Consider the following 18,221-nt stretch of genomic DNA (forward strand, 5'->3'; position numbering starts at 1 on the left):
CAGAGGACTGGACGCCGGCGGTTGGCCTGGAATTTGCCAACGTGTGAAACTATCACTTCGGCAATTGGGTTAAAAAGTTAGCTGCCTAAATTTGAACCAGAAGGGACATCCCCTATGCATTCCCCGCGTTCGACCCGTCTTGCCATGCTCACACTGCTCGCCGTCTTGGCGGCTGGCAGCCCGGCGTATGCCGTCGAGGCCAACCGGTCGATCGGTCGGGAGGTGCCCCTGTTCAATCTGCCCGACCACCACGGGAACGAGGTCAAGCTCGACGCCGTCTTGTCTCAAAACAAGCTTGTCGTGGTGGCGTTCCTAGGCATCGAGTGCCCGTTGGCAAAGATCTACGCCCCGCGCTTGCAGGAGCTGGCCAACGAGTTTGGTCCCCAGGGGGTCGGTTTCCTGGCCATCGACTCGAACCAGCAAGACTCGCTGACCGAGATGGGACACTTCATCCGCCAGACCACCCTGGCGCTGCCCTGGCTTAAGGACGGGAACAACGTGGTCGCCGATGCCTTTGGCGCCGAGCGGACCCCGCAGGTCTTCGTTATCGACGCTCAGCGGCGGATTCGCTATCGCGGCCGGATCGACGATCAGTACGGCCTGCACACGATTGGCGGGTATGCCCGGCCCGAAGTCACGCGCCGCGACTTGGCCATCGCGCTCGAAGAGCTGCTCGCGGGCAAGGAAGTAAGCCAGCCGGAGACGCAGGCGATGGGCTGCCTGATCGGCCGCGTTGCCAAGGTCGCGCCGCACGGCGAGGTGACCTATTCGAACCAGGTCGTGCGTATCTTGCAGAATCGCTGCCAGGAATGCCATCGGCCGGGTGAAGTCGCGCCGTTTGCCTTGCTCGACTACGACGAAGTCGTCGGCTGGGCCGAGATGATGCGCGAAGTGGTCAACGACGGCCGCATGCCCCCCTGGTCGGCCAATCCCGAGTTCGGCCACTACAAGAACGACCCCCGGCTGTCGGCCGAAGAAAAGCAATTGATCAACGAGTGGGTCGCCAACGGCTGCCCGCGGGGCGAGGACTCGGATCTGCCGGCCCCGCGCGAGTTTGTGCAGGGCTGGAAGATCGGCCAGCCTGACCAGGTCGTCTACATGGACGACGAGGCCTTCGAGGTTCCGGCCGAGGGCGTCGTCGATTACCAGTATTTCACGGCCGATCCCGGCTTCACCGAGGACAAGTGGGTCATGGCCGCCGAGGCCCGGCCCGACAACCCGGCCGTCGTGCACCATATCATCGTGTTCATCACCGATGAAAGCGGCAATCGCTCGGGCGGGATGCGCGGCGGCTTGGCCGGCTATGCTCCCGGCATGCCTCCGCAGGACTATCCCGACGGCGTCGCTTTGTTCGTGCCCAAGGGCAGCAAGCTGACCTTCCAGATGCACTACACCCCGAACGGCACGGCCCAAAAGGACCGCAGCTACGTGGGCATCAAGTTCATCGATCCGAAGCTGGTCAAGCGCACGGCGCGCGGCGGCGTGGCGGGCAACGTCGGTTTCAAGATTCCGCCGGGCGACGACAACTACGAAGTCACGGCCAAGTACCGCTTCCGCCGCGATTCATTGCTGCTGAGCATGACGCCGCACATGCACCTGCGCGGCAAGTCGTTCCGCTACGAGGCCGAGTATCCCGACGGGACGCGCGAGGTGCTGCTCGACGTACCGCACTACGACTTCAACTGGCAGTTGCGCTACGATCTGGCCGAGCCGAAACTGATTCCCAAGGGCACCCGCATCCACACGATCGCCCACTTCGACAACTCGGACCACAACCCGGCCAATCCCGACCCGGCCGATGAAGTGCGCTTCGGCGATCAGACGTGGGAAGAAATGATGTTCGGGTTCTTCACCACGATCGACCCGAACCAGGACGTGCAGCAAGAGCTGGCCGAGAAGACGGAGCCCGAGCTCGGCACCGGCGACGGCGACGGCGTGACGCTGAACGCGGGCGACAGCAACTAGCGTCGCACAATAACCAGCGCCGCCCAGCCGGCGTCCAAGCCCAAGAGCAACACGCCGCGGCGGGTCCCTACGACCCGCCGCGGTTTTTTGTTTTGACGGCAACTTGTTTGCCTCTGCCATCGCGCTGCGCAGTGAAGCTGATTTGCGGCGCCGGTCGGAATGACGATCTCTGCTGGCAGCCCCGTGATCTCATTCATGGCCGTCAGAAAGAGACCGAGTGCAGCACGCACCGGGCTCGAACAGCCGATCAGCGGCTCTCCAACGAGGAGGTCGCTGCAACATAGGTCGCACCGCTGAGCACGGCAACGATTAGCAAGTCCAAGAAGATTCCGTTGACAAACACGGCAACTAGAACCAAGGCGCAGACACCAGCAAACAGCAACAACGAACGCATCGAGAACTGCCACAGCGGCGCTGTCCCGCGATCCTTTGACGGGCGTCGGCCTAGCTAGTTCAAAATCGCCACCGCGACACCCTGAGCGAGTGCCACGAGGACAGCAGCTCCCACAACCGTGAACAAGATGGGGTCAACTGGCGGAAACACCTGTCCTCGACCGAACAGCACTGCCAGACCAAAGGCGATCGCAGGCGCGGCGATCAGCAATTCTCCGATTGAAATGCGAAGCCTGCGCAAGTTGCGTCGCCGATCGACCGCCGTGCCCGCGAACCAGCCGAACGCACACCCTGCAATCGCGCCGATGGGCACCCCCGAGTACAAACAGCCGGGATAGCCGATCTCGTCGAAAGCGCGATACAAGCCACACACACCGCCCGCCGCGCCCAAGATGGCCGCGAGAATGTAGCGAGCTACCCACCGCCCCGGCGGATCAATGACATCTGGTACTACCTGATTCGCCCGCGAGTGAATCTTCGACACCGAGCACGTCGCTCGCGCGCCCATTCAGACACCCAAGGACACGGAACTCACGACACACGACGCCGAGCGATAGCGCCGATAAAGATTGTGCCGACACCGAAAGCCGACAACCATAGGGTCGACGGCTCGGGGACAGCAACATAGGCGTTGTTCACAATGCCCGCATCCACGCTGTTGATCGTGTAGCCGGCAGGAAGGTTGAAGGCGGGTCCGTCTGTCACGAATTTAGCGGTGTGAGAGAAGTCAACGCCAACCTCCATGGAGAATACAGAACCGTATTCCGTCCTAAGGACCGTCGTAGTGTTCATGCCGAATCGGATCGCAAAGGGAGTGTTGACAGGCACGTTAAAGACTCCGGTGGTGACGACGGTCGAACCATCGAAGTTGGCAAGCAGGCCGGTTCTGTCATAGACCGGCCCACCACTTGGGGTAATCGAAAGTCCATAGGTTCCGCCAAAACTATTATTCCAAAATCCACCTGATAGACCAGATTCGATATAGAATTCCACGGAGCCGCCTAAGCGAGAGGTTGGCGAGGAGCCTGAGCCCATACTGGCCAAGATCGAGCCGTCAATCAAGGCGTTCACGGATATGGGCACAGTGCTTGGGCCCGCCGGTCCCGTCACGATGAAGTCCGACCAAACGGCGATGGCGTTGGTACTGTTACTAAAAGTAAAATCAAAATTAAGGGGGAAGTTCGATTCGTTGACGGCCCTTGCGTAGGAGCTCGACTTCAGGCCGAAAATACTTGCCTCTGATGAACCCACGCCAAGGGTCGCGGGATCATCGTAATTGACGAAGAGTTCCGAACCAGCGGGAATGCCAATCGAAGTGATTTCGTACGAGTCCGTGGGCAATTGAAAGGAACCTAGCGCTCCTCCAGCCGATCCGCCAGCGAAATACACTCCCGCCGCCTGCGTGGTAGCGGACGACAGAAGGGCTACGGTCAAGGTGTAGAACAAGTACTTTCGGTAAGCGCGCATGTAAGTTTCACTTATCGTGGGGTGGATGATTCTCAACCGCTAGAAATCGTAATGGCAACTACAGGAATCACATCAATTGAGGCCATTATTTTGACGTAAAGGCTTGTGCCCAGTCGTTAATCGTGCCCGCTAGCTGATGGTTTATTTGCGGAGGAAAGGGCTTCCTCGGGGTGGTGGTCCGAGGGCAGCGACGGCTGCGCTTCGGTGTTGCTTGCTCCGTCGCACGGCGATGGCAGCGCGGCGGAACGACCACAGGCCGATCAGTATGCCGATCGCGCACAGAGCAAGCGTCGATGGCTCGGGGGCGGCGGTCACCGTGATCTTGTCGACGTAAGTTGTGAGTCTGCGACATAAACACCAGGTCGATGATCGGTCTACCAGCAAGTGCCGACAGGTCATCGAGAACCGGCAGCGGCTCATGCAGCAGGTCGAAAATTGGCTGCATCGGTTCGAGCAGCGTCTGAGCGCGTTCGGCCAACGGCTGCACCAGGCCACGCAACAGCGAGCCGACGTTGATTGATACGTTGTCGAACCGCAGCGTGGAGCTGCCCCGAGACGGGCCCAATGCTGCTCCCGGCGAGACACCGCCGGAGGGCATGACCCAGTCGAGCACCATGTCGGCGCGGAACTGGGGCAGACCCTCGAGCGCCTCGGCCGTGAGGCCAAAATTCAGATGCACCTCGCCGCCGATTGCCGGGTTGGCAATCGCAAACGAGGGAGTGACGTCGGCGCTGAACGTGAGCTTGATGTCCGGGCCGGCGTGCTTGTCCTCGACAGTGAACATCTGGAAGCCGAGGCCCACCGCGAGGTCGGATGGAAGCTTGCCATCGATCTCGAACTTCAGCTCATTGGCGGCGCTGGTATCGAAGCACGCAGATCCGTTCTTGAAGCCGAAATTGAAGTTCTCGTACTCCAGCCAGATCGTAAACCCGCCTTCACTGCCATTCCCCACCGGGCGGAAGGGAATTGAATCGATGTCCAAACCCACGCTGCTACTGAAGGAAATCTCGAGGACCCGGTCACGCGAGATGTCGATGCTCGAAGCCGAGAAATTCCTTAGCGAGACGTCCTCGACTTCAATGCCAGCCGGCGCCGCGCGATCGGCCAGCACGTTCGCAGCGCTGGGACCGAGCACTTCGAAGGTCGCCGTCTTAACTGGCAACGCGCTGTTGGCCGGATCCAGGCCGGCGAGCCGATTCTTGAACTGCACGCGAAATGTGTCGAGCGAATCGGTAAGTTGGTCGCGGTCTTCGAGTTTGACGTTGATCAGCGGCAGCTTGGCGACGCTGCTGATGCCGTTGAGCACGCCGGTGATGCCCGCCAGCGCCGCGTCAACCCGGGTGCCGACGTCGCCATAACAGCCCGCGAACGTCCGACGATCTTCGAGCACTTCCCTGCAGGACCGATGGAAGTACGGGAAACAACCCGAGGGGGCGCGGGATTTCCGACGATCGCGCGAGAAACGCCGTTTCCGAGGCATGTTATTCGCTCAGTGGTGGACGGACGCGACGGACAGTTCTTGGGCGACTTCTGAGTTCCAAGTCGTGAAAGGGGCCTCGCCTCCTGCTAAGATTGGGAAGTTCCCTCCTACACGTATAGCGCCCTCCAATCCCTAAACGCACAAAGTGCACGGAAAAAAACTGGCGAAGCCGGCGGCGCTCAATCACGATCATTGCCGTTGCACCACGATCCATGTCCGACAATCCTGACTTCGCGGACTTCTTGCGACGCATTCGTGCTGGCGACGATCTAGCCGCCATGGAACTGGTGCGGCGCTTCGAGCCTTTGATTCGCCGCGAGGTGCGAACGCGGATCGGCGACCATCGACTAAAAAGGGCTTTCGATTCCGCTGACGTCAGCCAATCGGTCTTGGCAATCTTTTTTTCGAGAGCGGCGAACGGCGACTATGAGCTGGAGCGTCCCGAACAACTTGCCCGCCTGCTAGTAACCATGGCCCGCAATCGCCTAGTGTCGCGGGCCCGCAAAGAGCGGCGACTGGTTCGTGACGTTCGTCGTCTGTCGACTGACCCTGCCGCGCTCGAGCAGGTGGCCGATCGGCAGTCGTCGCCTAGCGAGGTCCTTTCCAAAAAGGAACAGTTGGCACGATTGGAGGTTTCTCTGACCGACGAGGAGCAGCAGATACTCAACCTTCGAAGCGAGGGGCTGAGTTGGGACGAGGTTGCTGCGCGAATTGGCGGCAGCGGCCAGGCACGCCGCATGCAGCTGTCACGCGGAATCGAGCGGCTCGAGCGACAACTGGGCCCGGCCGATTAGCAGCGACTCCTGTGCGTTTTGGCGGCCGTTGACGATGAAGTTTAAGGTGCGACACGCTTCTGCAACTGGTTGCCAATGGGCTCCCCTACTCGTCCCGATCCTGCCGCTCGAGCAGCCGCGTTCGTGGGAAGCACGCCATCGAGCCTGCGCCGTGCCGCGCAACATGGGCAGGTGCCCGACCTCGAAGCCATCGTGGCGGCCGCACCGCATCTTTCGGCAAGCGAGATCGCCGAGCTGGTGCGGGTGGACCTGGAGCTGCGCTGGCGATGTAACGATCCGCAGCGTGCTGAGGACTACCTCGAGCGGTTTCCGGTAGTCGCGGAGAATTTCGAGCTGGCGGTTGATGTCGTCTACGCCGAGTACCTTGCCCGTGAGTTGGTAGGCCAGCATCCCGAGGTTGCGGAGTATCAGACGCGTTTTCCCGCATACCAGGACGTGCTCGCCGAGCAGATTCTGCTACACCGCGCGATCGAGACTCCCGACGGCCACACGGCTGTCGACTTGGCGCCCACAAGGTCGCCGGAGACCAGCTACGAAATCGTGGAAGAGATCGGCCGCGGCGGCATGGCCGTCGTGTACAAGGCGCGGCAGCCCGACTTGAATCGCTACGTGGCCTTAAAGATGGTTCGCGCAGTCGACGCCAGCAACGATGAGTTGCTGGCGCGATTTCGGTCCGAGGCACGCGTGGTCGCGGGCCTGTGCCATCCGCGTATCGTGCAGGTCTACGATTTCGGCGAGCACGACGGGTTACCCTACCTGGCGATGGAGCTGATCGAAGGCGGGTCGCTCGCGGACCGTCTGGACGGCACCCCCTGGCCAGCACGCGCCGCGGCAAAGCTTTTGATCGACCTCGCCGGGGCAGTTCAATTTGCACACGAGCGGTACGTCATTCATCGCGACCTCAAGCCGGCGAATGTGCTGATTGTCTCGCAAGCTCCGGAGCTGGAAGTCAAGATTGCCGATTTCGGCCTGGCGAAGTTATTTCACGAAGGGGGCTCGCAGCATACCAAGAGCGGCGCGTTTATTGGCACGCCCAGCTACGTGGCGCCCGAGCAAGTCAGCGGCAAGACCCAACAGATCGGTCCCCCGGCCGACATTTACGCGCTGGGTGCGATCTTGTACGAGTTGTTGACGGGCCGGCCTCCGTTTTGCGGCGCGTCACCCATCGAAACCTTGCAGCAGCGGCTCGCGATGGAGCCGATCTCGGTGTACCGTCTCGCGCCGCATGCTCCTCGCGATCTGGCGACCATTTGCGACAAGTGCCTGCGCACCGAGATCGATCGACGGTATAGCTCGGCAGCAGAGCTGCGTGACGATCTAGAGCGCTATCTGGCGGGCATGCCGGTGCAAGCCCGACGCATTGGTGGCGTCGAGCGCGCGTGGCGCTGGTGCCGCCGCAACCCCACCTGGGCCGTGGCGCTCGGGTCCGTGGCGATGCTGTTGCTGGGCATTGCCGCCGTGTCGCTGTGGTACTCGAGTCGCCTCCAAGGCGAGCTCGTTAAGACGCAACTGGCCGAACAATCCGAGCGCGCGGCCAATCGAGAATCGCAGGGCCGCTTGTGGGATTCTTACCTGATCGAGGTCACCGCTCGCAACGTCAGCCGTCAGGTGGGGCAACGGGTGGCAGCACTCGAAACCATCGACAAGGCGCAAGCTCTGTTGGGTACCATAGGTCGAACCGATGCTCGCGTGCGGCAACTCCGCGGGGCTGTCCTCTCGTCCATGGCACTGCCCGATCTGCGAACGGTTTGGAAGGCCGGTGCATGGCCGGCTAACAGCTATTCCTGCGCCATGTCGGCTGCCGCCGATCTCTTTGTAATCTTTGTCAACGAGCGCGCCTTGACCGGATATCGGCTCTCTGATCGAAGCGAGTTGTGGTCGATCGACTACACCGACAAGGGCATAAAGGTGGTCACCTCCGAAGACGGACGATTTGTCGCCGCCTTGGGCGACCGCGGCGCGGCAGTTTGGCGCGTCGATGGTGCTCAGCCACAACTCGCCTGGCAAGTCGAGGGTGTGAACTTCTTAAATTTCTCGTCCGACGCTCTTTATGCTGCTTACAGCCATCCGGCCGCCGGCATGCAGCTTGTCGAGGGCGCTACGGGCAGAATTGTTCGCAAACTGGGCGAAAGTTCCGCCCTCTCCCAATTCCAATTCCATCCAGCCGGCGACCGCGTTGCCGTGTGCGCGCCTAAATTGCAGGTGTTTTCTTGCGACACGGGAAATATCGAGTTCGAGTCTCCGTCGCCCTACCGGGCCGAGCCTCGCCTGGCCTGGCATCCACATGGCGAACACATTGCCGTCTGGCACGATTGGCGGGAGATTGCTCTTTGGGACGTGAAGCTTGGTAAGCAGGTGCTTGCGCTTCCCCACGTCGGCCTGGCAGCACAGCTCATATTCAGCGCGGATGGATCGCTGCTATTGTCTTACAGTTTGTGGGACCAACGATTGCTGGTTTGGGACATTGCACTCGGTCAAAGACTACTCGAAGTGCCCGCGTTCATAAGCCGCGCCTCCGGGGCCACACCCGAAGGAACGATCCTGGTCCTGGGCGATTCAGCAGGCCAACAAACGCTGACGGAACTGTCGCGGGGCATCTGCCGCCCACTATGTGAGGCGCTCGACAAGCCTTTGGCGCATTGGGCTAAGCTCTCCGTGAGTCCCGACGGTCGCATGCTGGCGGCAAGCAGCGAACGCGGTTTCGAGTTATGGGACCTTAAGACCACAAGGCGGCTGTCGGTTTGGCCGTCCGGCTTCTGTTGGGCCGACTTTGACCGCGAAGGTCACCTGACGATCGGAGCCAGAGGGGGTATCTATCGTTGGCCGCGCACTCTGGAACGCCAACCCGCCGTTTCCGGTGAAGGGCCACTGGAACGAACGGTTGTGCGTTTCGGGCCGCCTGTAAAAATCTCGGGCCCGATCGTGATCACCAGCCTGTCAGTCAACGCCAGCGCCGAGTCGATGGTATTCGAGGACGACTTCGGTTGGTCAGTGCTGCGTAGGGCCGAAAATCCCGCGGCGGTTCGCCTGCAAACGAAGGGCGATCCGCGAAACTGCGCGGTCAGTGATGACAACCGCTTCGCCGCGATCGCGAACTGGAATAGTGTCGGGGCGTCGGTCTGGGACGCGGATTCGGGAAGGCTGCTGGCCACACTGCAATTGGGATACTATGGGGTGCTGCAGTTTAGTCCCGACAGCAAACTGCTTGCGGCCTCGCCCGATGGAGTCACCCTGTGGCGCACCAGCGATTGGCAACGAGTGACGCAGTTGCACGCCGAAGGCACGTCGCCGACAGGTCTTGGATTTGTCTTCTCGCCGGATAGTCGCGTGCTCGCCGTCGGCCAGCCCAATGGCATTCTGCGATTCGTCGACGCTGCCTCGGGCCAGGATTGGGTACGCGTGACGCAAGCGGACCTAACCAGCGTGTCAATCTTGGCGTTCAGTCCGGACCAGCGGCAACTGGTCACTTCGTCGATCGACGAGCGATTGCCAGCACAGGTTTGGGACCTGACGGCGATGCGCCGTGAGCTTGCGCGCCGCGGGATCGAACTGCCGGCCGAGGTACTGAGCCCGGCTGCGACCGTGTCGGCCATCGAAGGCGCGGTCGAAGTGGTGCTCGACGACGGCGGTCTGCTGTTTCAACTTGACGCGGAAGCAAAAAAGGCCGCGCCCTGAGTGCTCCGCAAGCTACACCGGGATGTACAAGGTATTCTCCGTCTTTCGCAAGTTGCGCCTGTCTGAGGGACATAGCGTTTTATGATCGGCGTGTCCTGGTGGCCTTCCCCCTTAAAAGCGGACCAGATTGAATGCGAGAATCGCAGCCGGGCGATAGCCCGGAAAGGATTCTTGCGATTGATGCGGACGAGGCACACCACGGAGCAGATCATCGAGAAGCTGCGTTAGGCGGACTTGGCGTTGGGCAAGGGGCAGAAGGTGCCTGAGGTCTGCAAGACCCTGTCGATCACCGAGCAGACCTACTACCGCTGGCGACAGAAGTACGGCGGGATGGCTCCCGAGATGACCCGGCAACTATTGGCCTTCGAGAAGGAGAACGCCCGGCTGAAGAAGCTGGTAGCGGAGCAGGCGCTCGACATGGAGATCCTGAAAGAGGCCGCCAAGGGAAACTGGTGAGCCCCGCTTCGACGCAGGCGCACGTTGGCCGAGGTGCGTCGTCGCTTGGGGCCGGATCGCGTTTCGGAGCGCCGGACCCGTCGCGTGCTAGGCCAGTGCCGGGCCACGCAGCGCTACGAGCGCCGCTGCCAGGCGGACGAAGCGCAGCTCTTGGACGAGATGCGCCGCATTGCGCGGCAGCGGCCAAGGTTCGGCAGCCCGCGGATTCACGACGCGTTGGTCAAGCGTGGTTGGGCAGTGAACCACAAGCGGGTCGAGCGGTTGTGGCGCGAGCACGGCCTGCAGGTCGCCAAAAAACAGCGAACATGCCGGCGTCGATTGGTGAACTGCGGAGGCAGCGAGAACAGCTGCGTGCGGCGGCGTCCGCTGCGGCCCGATCAGGTCTGGAGCTACGACTTCGTCGAGGACCGGACCGAGCGGGGTCGCAAGCTACGGATGCTGGTGATGATCGACGAGTTCACCCGCGAGAGCCTTGCGATCGAGGTGGCCTGGTCGTTCACCGCGGCTCGAGTCGTCGAAGTGCTGCAGTTTCTGTTCGCCGTGCGCAGTGCGCCGGAGCACATTCGTAGTGACCATGGTCCCGAACTCGTGGCCTAGGAGGTGACGCGTTGGCTCGATCAGGCCGCGGTGAAGACGCTGTTCATCGCCAAGGGGAGCCCTTGGGAGAATGGCTACGTGGAGAGTTTCAACAGCCGCTTCCGGGACGAGCTGCTGGACCGTGAGTTGTTCCTGAGCCTGGCGGAAGCTCGCTGGGTCGTCGATTGCTGGCGGCTCGATTACAATCACCGCCGGCCGCACAGTGCGTTGGAGTACCACACCCCGGCGGCGTTCGCCGCTCCGACCACCGCGAGGCGGCGGTGCCCGGCCGCTTCCACTGCGAAGTTGACTTCGTCTACGCCTCAGCCAACTTCTCCGCTCCAGCAGTCCAGCGATTCACTACCCCCAGATTCTCTCATTCACGATGGTCTATAGATCGGGGTAAGGTCAACACCTTCTGACTGCTGTAGCCTACCGCGCGCAACCTTGCCTGAACGGAAGCAAGCGTTAGCCATGCAACAATCGCCAAGCACATTCGAACAACACGGCCATGCCCAAGGCGATCGCAGGCGCGGTGATCAGCAATTCTCCGATTGAAAAGCGAAGCCTGCGCAAGTTGCGTCGCCGATCGACCGCCGTGCCCGCGAACCAGCCGAACGCACACCCAGCAATCGCGCCGATGGGCACCCCCAAATACAAGCAGCCGGGATAGCCGATCTCGTCGAAAGGGCGATACAAGCCACACACACCGCCCGCCGCACCCAAGATGGCCGCGAGAATGTAGCGAGCTACCCACCGCCCCGGCGGATCGATCCAAGGAGCCTTGCTCTTGTTGGGTTTCAAAATGGGTGGATAGTCGAACATCGCGCAAGCGCGCCAGAGGTCACGAGAGCAAAACCGTTTACGGCGCGAGGCCCTGCGCGTCCGGGCGATCGCGCAGCGACTGCTCGATTTCTTTCAGACATTGCTTGCGCACAGACTCCACCAGCGAGTCCAACGTCGTGCCAGTGCGTTGCTTGGTGCCTGACGGGTAGTAGAACTTCACGTACTCCAGATTCTCGTCGGCACTTTGCGGATCGCGCAACGATCTCGTCACCGCATCCTGAAAGTTGCGCACCTGGTCCGCAGCGAAAGCAACATGGATGCGCAGCAGCACCAGCTGCCACAGCAATGCCGCCACGGAGATCGCCAGAATCGACACGACGGTAAGCAAGAACCTGTGCATCTCATCACCGCAGCGACGTCCAGGACAAGGTCGGCCAACATTGCCCAGCCAACCGGTAGTATAGGGGGCCCAGCTCGCGTGGTCCGAGCAATCGGCGGCCCCTCTTGCCGCAGATGCGATGCCGACGATGCGTTCAAGCCAAGGACGTGCGTCGGCTTGAACGCAGGCGCGAGAAAGCGAGCCATGCCTCTGCGGCGGTATGGTCAATACGCTCGTTGGACGGGCGCAAGAATTGCGCACGACGGCTATTCCGAAATAGCTGCAACCCGCACGCGGCAAACGGTCGCAAGCCGGCCGAAAACCGAACCGCCTTCGGCGAACTTTCGTATCGAAAGTGGAGACTGATCCTGCCCGCGGGGTCGTGACCGGAGAGACCGGGGCCCTGAGGGGTGGGCAAAGGATAAGTCGTTTGGGGGTAAAGGAGGTGGGTTATGTTACGCACCTTGAGGCCCGTGAACGAGAGGCTGCCGAAGCCGCTGGGAACGCTGGAACGGGAGTTTGAAGGCCTGTTCGATCGGTTCCTGGGGCCGACCGTGGAGTGGTGGGAAGGCGCGACGGCCTTGATGCCGCGCACGAACGTCGCCGAGACCGCGACGGAATACGAAGTGACCACCGAGTTGCCCGGGATGAAGCCCGAGGACTTCACGATCGAGATGAAGGACGGTGATCTGTGGATCACCGGTGAAAAGAAGGAAGAAGAGGAGCAGAAGGGCAAGACGATGCACCGGATCGAAAGGCGTTATGGCCAATTCCGCCGCATCGTGCCGCTGCCGACCGCGGTCAATCCTGAAGCGGTCCGCGCGGAATACAAGGAAGGCGTGCTGCACGTCTTCGTGCCCAAGACCGAGGAAGCCAAGGCGCGGCGCATCGAAGTCAAGGGTTGATCGAACCCGGCGCTGCGTAGTGGTTGCGGCCGCGAGGTGCTTGTGGTGGGCACCTCGTGGCCGCTCTTTTTTTGCGCCCGCCGGCGCGTTGCTCGCTCGATCAACGGCGCCTATTCGACGACTCGACGAACACGTTTCCTACTCGAAAAACACCGTCCGGCGATCCTTGCCATACGCCCGCTCGGGTACAAACGCGTTGGCATACCGGGCCACGTTCGACACGCGAATGCGGGCAAATTGTACGACGGCCGGCCCTTGCACCGAGGCTTCGACCGGGTGATAGCCGAGCCGCCAGGGGCCTGACGATCGGAACTCGCCGCCGACGGCAAAACTACCCAGCGGCCGTCCGTCGAGAAACACGCTCGCCTGGGCTGCCTCGCGCACGACAGCCGCGTGATGCCAGTTGCCGTCGTTCACCGCTGCGAGCGTTTCGAAGGCGGCGTTCGGCTTGCCGTCGGCCACGAAGACCAGTTGCCCCTTGCGCAAGACGAGCGTCAGTGACCGATCGTCGGCGGTCTTCCGCTTGGTAATCAGCGTGGCCGTTTCGGCGCGTGTGACGAACCAGAACTCGAGCGTTGACGTGTCGGGAAGCTCCACCTCTTCGTGGCCCAGCAACGCACCTTCCTGGCCGCGCTTTTCCGCCGGCCCGGTCGCCCAGATCTTCGTCCGCCCGAACAGCTCGGCCACGCGAGATTGCACCCGCGCCAACTCGGCGTCGGCAAGACGGGGAATCGCGCGTTCGTACCAGTAAAGAGCGCGGCGGCGCACGGCAGCCTGTTCGATCGCGCTCAGCTCTTCCGCGGCATCCCACCATGCATCGCCGGCCGCGACCTGGTCGGCCACGGCACTCGGACGCGCAAGCTCGCGCTGCCCTGCCACTTGCCAGGGGCCCGGCGTCCCGGCGGCCAGATGCTCGGCCGCCGCGGGGAAGTCGCCCTGGTAGATCGCCGCAAACTGGCCGACCGCCGCGTGCGCAGCCTGGTCGCCGGGATTGGCCGCGAGCGCCTGGCGCTGTTCCTGCAGCGATTTGAAGGCCTGTTGGCAAGTGCGCAGATCGCGATTGAAGTCCTTGATCCGCTCGGCGAGCAGCTCGTCACCCGACGATTTGCCCAGCGTGTTGGCCAGCCGCGCTAGCTCTTGCGCAAGCTTGAAATCCTCGGCCGCCATCGCCGCTTGCGCCGTCTCGAGCACCGCGAGGGTGTGATCGTACAACGCCTCGGGGTCTTTCAACCGCGGCCCGATCGTCTCCAACACTTCCTTCCGCATCGGCAACGGATCGATCTCGAAGACACGGGCCTGCGCGTTGATCGTTTCCAGCGCCGCGGGCGTGGCATCGGTCTCGACGAACAGCCGCCGCGATTCGCCGAACATGGCAAAACGCAGCGCGGGTTGCTCCTCGGCCTTGGACGCGGCCTCGTAAAGCTTGCGGCCGAACGTGCGAAAATCGGTGACCGACCGGGCCTTCTCATAGTCGAAAGCAAACCGCTGGCGAAGCTCGGCCAGCGCGGCCTTCAAGCTCTTGGCATCGGGCACCGGCTGCTTGACCTCGGGCTTGGGCTCCGCCGGCTCGGCCGGTTGGTCGAGCGGCTGATCGGGCTGTTCCGGTTCCGTCGATTGCTCGGTCGTCATCTCTTCCTGCCCGGCCGGCGGTTCGGTCGCATCCGAGGCCGGCTTGCTGCGGCGCGGCGGGCGACGCACGGGCCGCTTAGGGGCGGTGGGCTGCGGCGCCGTGGGCAAATCGACCTCCGGCTCGACAGGCGCAGGCTGCGGCGCGACGGCCGGCGCTGCCGCGGCACTGGTCAGCCAGCCTTGCCGATGTGCAAACGCCAACGCGGAGACACCGGCCGCAATCAACGCGACCAGCGAGATGATCCAAGGGACGGCCGATCGGCGCTGGCGGCGCGCGTCGCGCTTCGGCGCACGCGACACCAGCTCGAACTGCAAATCTGCCTGATCTGCCTGAGCCACCGGCGCGGCTTCGGGCACCACAGCCGCGGCCCGGACCGGCTCCGCCTGCGGCGGCAACAGGTCCTCGGCCTTCTGCTTTGGCAGAGGAGCGGGTTTTGCCGCCTCTTGTGCCGCGTTGATTCGTGCCCGCAGCTTGGCGTCGTAGGCGGCCTTCTTTTCGGCATTGGCCAGATAGGCCCGAGCCGCAGCCAGCTCCTTCAGCAGCTTTTGCGCTGCATCGGCGTGCGCATCGTCGGCCAGCTTGCGGACCAGGGCGATCCGCAGATCGGCCGCGCGGGCAATTTTCTCCTGGTCGCTCTCCAGCAGCGGCAATCCCAAGAGCGCATAGAGATGGGGCGGCCGCTGACGGTCGCGGATGCCGAGCCATTGCTGATACGGATCGAAAGCCTCGGACACAGGAGCCCCCGGCACTCACCCACGACGGCCACACCCGGCGAGCGGCACGCGTCCAGTTCAATTCACCCAGTGTGGCTTGGCAAGCACAACCCCGAGACATGACATGGCGATTATCCCAACGACCAGGGGCCGCGATAGGGTCGTGCAAGCATGGCCGCCGCGTCGTCGTCGCCCACGATCCGCTCGCTGGCGGGATCCCAAGCAATCGTTCGTTCGAGGCGCGTCGCAATATTCGCCAGATGGCAAACCGTGGCCGAACGATGGCCGATTTCGACGTCGCAGATCGGCAGTTCGCGCGTCCGCAAGCAATCGAGCCAGTTCTGGTGATGATCGCGGCTCGTGGGCAGCACGGGCGAAAGGTCTGCGAGCCGGATCTCGGCCAATTCGGCCGGATGGGTCACGAGGCGTTTGCGATCGACCTGGATCCAGCCGTCGGCGCCGATGAACTTCGCACCGCCAGGCAAATGCATGCCCACGTCGACCACGACGCCGTCGTCGTAGCGCAACGTGGCCCGTTGGTCCATGGGCACTTCGTACCAGCCTTCGGGATGGTACTTCGCCGTACCCGACGCCTCGACCGGCCCCGACCCGTCGCGTCCCAAGGCCCATTGCGTGATATCGAGATGATGCGCGCCCCAATTGGTCATCTGCCCGCCCGAATAGTCCCAGAAGAACCGGAACTTGTAGTGCACGCGATTGACGTTGTAGGGTCGCCAGGGCGCGGGCCCCAGCCAGAAGTCGTAATCGAGTTCCGGCGGCACGGGCCCGTCTGGCACCGGTTGGCCGTCGAAATTCACCTTACTGATGCCGACTTCGACGCGCTCGACCCGGCCGATCTTGCCGGCGCGGACCAGCGTGCAGGCGAGCTGGAATAGCTCGTCGCTGCGCTGCTGCGAACCGGTTTGCACGATCCGGCCGGTCTGGCGTGCCGCTGCAACCATCTTGCGACCTTCGGCCACGGTCAGCGTGAGCGGCTTTTCGCAATACACGTCTTTGCCCGCCCGACACGCGTCGATCGTCATTTGCGCGTGCCAATGGTCGGGCGTCGTGATCACCACAGCGTCGATCTCGGGGTCGTCGAGCAGCCGGCGATAGTCGGAGTACGTGCGGCATGCGCCGTTGGATGCCTCGACCTTCTTGGCCGCCTCAGCCAACACGGCCTGGTCGACGTCGCACAGCGCCACGGCGTGTTTCATCAGCCGATTCAAATTGTTCGTGCCCTGGTTGCGCACGCCAATGTGCCCGGTGCGAATCCGGTCGTTGGCGCCAATGGCGCTCCGCGGCACGAAATAGGGCACGGCCAAGGCCGTCGCCGCGGCGAGCGAGCTTTTCAACAGGCCGCGGCGATGAAACGTCACCGGTACCGGGTCGTGACGATGATCGGACATGGCGGGGATTCCTCGTTGCGTTGCGCGGCCGCGAACAGGGCGCGCTGAAAGAACAGGTCAGTCGCTGGCCGCCGCGCGACCGCGCGGCGGATTGCGATAGTCGAGCGGCGGCGGCTGATCGGCCTCCAACAGCGGGCGATATTCGCGGTCGGCGCGGCGGCGGACGTGTTCTTCCTTGGCCGCGCGCAGCACCTCGCGGTCGTTGTACAGGTCCCAGGCGGTTGCGGCCAGCACCCGCGCTGCCAGCAGCATCCCCTGCCGCCCGATCGTCGTACCTCCGGCGGCGACCGCTTGCCAGCTGTGCCCCGGCGTCCCCGGAACCCAGCAAGCCGTCGAAAAACCGCTCGTCGGGACAACCCACGAAACGTCGCCCACGTCGGTCGAGCCTTCTTTCGTCGTGCCCGACGCATCGGTCACTTCGGCCACTGAAACCAAGGGCGGCGGACTGTCGAGCGATTGCTGCAATCGTGCGGCGAACTGTGTCTGTTCGGGGTCGAACTTCAAGTCGTTCTCCGCCCGCAGGTTGGCCAGCGTGACGCGCGCCAGGGTCTCGTTGGGCAGGATCGGCATCGTGCCGCCCAGGTACAGCGTTTCGAGCTGTGTTTCGGTGGCCAGCGCGCCGGCCTGGGCACACAAGAGCAGCCGTCGATACAAGTCGCGGACCACTTCGGCTTCGGGGTGGCGCACGTAGTAATAGACTTCGGCAAACTCGGGCACGACGTTCGGCGCGTCGCCGCCGGCCGTAATCACGTGATGAATGCGCGTCAGGTTGGGGGTGTGCTCGCGCATCAGTTCGGCGGCGTGGTTCATGAGCTCGACGCCGTCGAGCGCCGATCGCCCCTGCTCGGGCGACGATCCGGCATGGGCGGCCCGGCCATGAAAGCGGAACTTGGCGGCGATCCGCGACAGGCAGCTCGGATCGCCCGCCGAATTGCGCGCCGACGGATGCCAGTGCAGCACGGCGCTACAATCGTCGAACAGCCCGGCGCGCACGAGAAACACCTTGCCGCAGCCGCCCTCTTCCGCCGGGCAGCCGTAATAGCGCACCGTGCCGTGCAGTTCGCCGGACGCGATGCGCTCGGCCACGGCGATCGCGGCCAGCGCCGAGGCGACGCCGAACAGGTGATGCCCACAGGCATGGCCATATGAATTCTCATCCGTGCGCGGGGCGCGTTCGGGCGTCGCCTGCTGCGACAGCCCCGGCAGCGCGTCGTATTCTCCCAGGATGCCGACGACTGGTTCGCCCGCGCCGAAGGTCGCCAGGAACGCGGTGGGCATCCCGGCGACGCCACGTTCGACGCGAAAGCCCGCTTCGGCCAGGAGCGTCGCGAGCCGCTCGGCCGAGCGCGTCTCTTGATATCCTGGCTCGGCCCAGCCCCAAATATCGAGCGCCGCCCGCCACCCGGCGTCGGCCCGGGCATCGATCGCCGCACGCAGATCGACCTTTTCCGCGCGCGCCAACGCGGCCGCCGCGAGCAGCGTCAGGCCAGCAACAAGACCAGCAGCCGCGCGACGGCCTGCACCGCGCACGCGACCGCCTGCACCGCGCAGGGGAGAAACAAATCGCGGCATGAGAAAGCCGGCAGTTACCGG

14 protein-coding genes, 1 tRNA gene and 1 pseudogene are annotated in these 18,221 nt (G+C 63.2%); 8 read left to right on the forward strand and 8 right to left on the reverse strand.

The genetic code is table 11. The features are described 5' to 3' along the window. Positions 1-144 precede the first annotated feature (144 nt). Positions 145-1,965 (forward strand): redoxin domain-containing protein, encoded by a 1,821-nt coding sequence (locus K1X74_04235; protein ID MBX7165538.1) that lies wholly within the window; start codon positions 145-147, stop codon positions 1,963-1,965. Between the two features lie 448 nt (positions 1,966-2,413). Here the strand turns inward: K1X74_04235 and K1X74_04240 are convergent, their stop codons facing one another. The 3 genes from K1X74_04240 to K1X74_04250 all read right to left on the reverse strand — a co-directional run bounded on the left by K1X74_04240 (position 2,414) and on the right by K1X74_04250 (position 4,140). Then, positions 2,414-2,866, reverse strand: coding sequence for a hypothetical protein (locus tag K1X74_04240; protein MBX7165539.1), 453 nt, complete (start codon positions 2,864-2,866; stop codon positions 2,414-2,416). A 23-nt stretch (positions 2,867-2,889) separates the two neighbouring features. Continuing rightward, on the reverse strand, positions 2,890-3,804 hold the full coding sequence (locus K1X74_04245) for a PEP-CTERM sorting domain-containing protein (protein ID MBX7165540.1): 915 nt from the start codon (positions 3,802-3,804) through the stop codon (positions 2,890-2,892). Between the two features lie 162 nt (positions 3,805-3,966). Further along, positions 3,967-4,140 (reverse strand): PEP-CTERM sorting domain-containing protein, encoded by a 174-nt coding sequence (locus tag K1X74_04250; GenBank protein MBX7165541.1) that lies wholly within the window; start codon positions 4,138-4,140, stop codon positions 3,967-3,969. A 358-nt stretch (positions 4,141-4,498) separates the two neighbouring features. Here K1X74_04250 and K1X74_04255 point away from each other — a divergent pair, with 358 nt between their 5' ends. The 5 genes and pseudogenes from K1X74_04255 to K1X74_04275 all read left to right on the forward strand — a co-directional run bounded on the left by K1X74_04255 (position 4,499) and on the right by K1X74_04275 (position 11,055). Beyond that, positions 4,499-4,795 (forward strand): hypothetical protein, encoded by a 297-nt coding sequence (locus K1X74_04255; protein ID MBX7165542.1) that lies wholly within the window; start codon positions 4,499-4,501, stop codon positions 4,793-4,795. 267 nt (positions 4,796-5,062) lie between these two features. After that, a complete protein-coding gene (locus K1X74_04260) occupies positions 5,063-5,359 on the forward strand; it encodes a hypothetical protein (protein MBX7165543.1) in 297 nt (98 codons plus the stop codon). Between the two features lie 158 nt (positions 5,360-5,517). Continuing rightward, positions 5,518-6,099: a sigma-70 family RNA polymerase sigma factor gene (locus tag K1X74_04265; protein ID MBX7165544.1), complete on the forward strand. Its 582-nt coding sequence runs from the start codon at positions 5,518-5,520 to the stop codon at positions 6,097-6,099. A 123-nt stretch (positions 6,100-6,222) separates the two neighbouring features. Then, positions 6,223-9,774, forward strand: coding sequence for a protein kinase (locus K1X74_04270; protein ID MBX7165545.1), 3,552 nt, complete (start codon positions 6,223-6,225; stop codon positions 9,772-9,774). Positions 9,775-9,954: 180 nt separating this feature from the next. After that, a pseudogene (locus K1X74_04275) lies at positions 9,955-11,055 on the forward strand (IS3 family transposase). Positions 11,056-11,274: 219 nt separating this feature from the next. On the opposite strand, the gene K1X74_04280 reads toward K1X74_04275, so the two are convergent. Beyond that, a complete protein-coding gene (locus tag K1X74_04280) occupies positions 11,275-11,631 on the reverse strand; it encodes a hypothetical protein (protein MBX7165546.1) in 357 nt (118 codons plus the stop codon). Positions 11,632-11,668: 37 nt separating this feature from the next. Continuing rightward, positions 11,669-11,980, reverse strand: coding sequence for a hypothetical protein (locus K1X74_04285; GenBank protein ID MBX7165547.1), 312 nt, complete (start codon positions 11,978-11,980; stop codon positions 11,669-11,671). 443 nt (positions 11,981-12,423) lie between these two features. Here K1X74_04285 and K1X74_04290 point away from each other — a divergent pair, with 443 nt between their 5' ends. Continuing rightward, entirely contained in the window at positions 12,424-12,876 is a 453-nt protein-coding gene (locus K1X74_04290; protein ID MBX7165548.1) for an Hsp20/alpha crystallin family protein, read from the forward strand. Between the two features lie 138 nt (positions 12,877-13,014). On the opposite strand, the gene K1X74_04295 is transcribed toward K1X74_04290, so the two are convergent. Together K1X74_04295 and K1X74_04300 are read right to left on the reverse strand one after the other, a co-directional pair. Continuing rightward, positions 13,015-15,240 (reverse strand): hypothetical protein, encoded by a 2,226-nt coding sequence (locus tag K1X74_04295; protein ID MBX7165549.1) that lies wholly within the window; start codon positions 15,238-15,240, stop codon positions 13,015-13,017. A 110-nt stretch (positions 15,241-15,350) separates the two neighbouring features. After that, positions 15,351-16,436, reverse strand: coding sequence for a Gfo/Idh/MocA family oxidoreductase (locus K1X74_04300; GenBank protein ID MBX7165550.1), 1,086 nt, complete (start codon positions 16,434-16,436; stop codon positions 15,351-15,353). On the opposite strand from K1X74_04300, the gene K1X74_04305 reads away from it, so the two are divergent. Further along, positions 16,404-16,509: transfer RNA gene (locus K1X74_04305), tRNA-Ala, on the forward strand. The two genes, K1X74_04300 and K1X74_04305, sit on opposite strands and share 33 nt — an antisense overlap. A 176-nt stretch (positions 16,510-16,685) precedes the next feature. Here the strand turns inward: K1X74_04305 and K1X74_04310 are convergent. Continuing rightward, positions 16,686-18,089, reverse strand: coding sequence for an amidohydrolase (locus tag K1X74_04310; GenBank protein MBX7165551.1), 1,404 nt, complete (start codon positions 18,087-18,089; stop codon positions 16,686-16,688). Positions 18,090-18,221 lie beyond the last annotated feature (132 nt).

This window comes from Pirellulales bacterium, assembly GCA_019694435.1.
Lineage (GTDB): Bacteria > Planctomycetota > Planctomycetia > Pirellulales > JAEUIK01 > JAIBBZ01.

Coding starts and splice junctions, on each gene's coding strand:
- K1X74_04235 (MBX7165538.1), top strand. CDS start 145: ATGCTCACACTGCTCGCCGTCTTGGCGGCTGGCAGCCCGGCGTATGCC.
- K1X74_04240 (MBX7165539.1), bottom strand. CDS start 2,866: ATGGGCGCGCGAGCGACGTGCTCGGTGTCGAAGATTCACTCGCGGGCG.
- K1X74_04255 (MBX7165542.1), top strand. CDS start 4,499: ATGCACCTCGCCGCCGATTGCCGGGTTGGCAATCGCAAACGAGGGAGT.
- K1X74_04265 (MBX7165544.1), top strand. CDS start 5,518: ATGTCCGACAATCCTGACTTCGCGGACTTCTTGCGACGCATTCGTGCT.
- K1X74_04280 (MBX7165546.1), bottom strand. CDS start 11,631: ATGTTCGACTATCCACCCATTTTGAAACCCAACAAGAGCAAGGCTCCT.
- K1X74_04290 (MBX7165548.1), top strand. CDS start 12,424: ATGTTACGCACCTTGAGGCCCGTGAACGAGAGGCTGCCGAAGCCGCTG.
- K1X74_04300 (MBX7165550.1), bottom strand. CDS start 16,436: ATGAAACACGCCGTGGCGCTGTGCGACGTCGACCAGGCCGTGTTGGCT.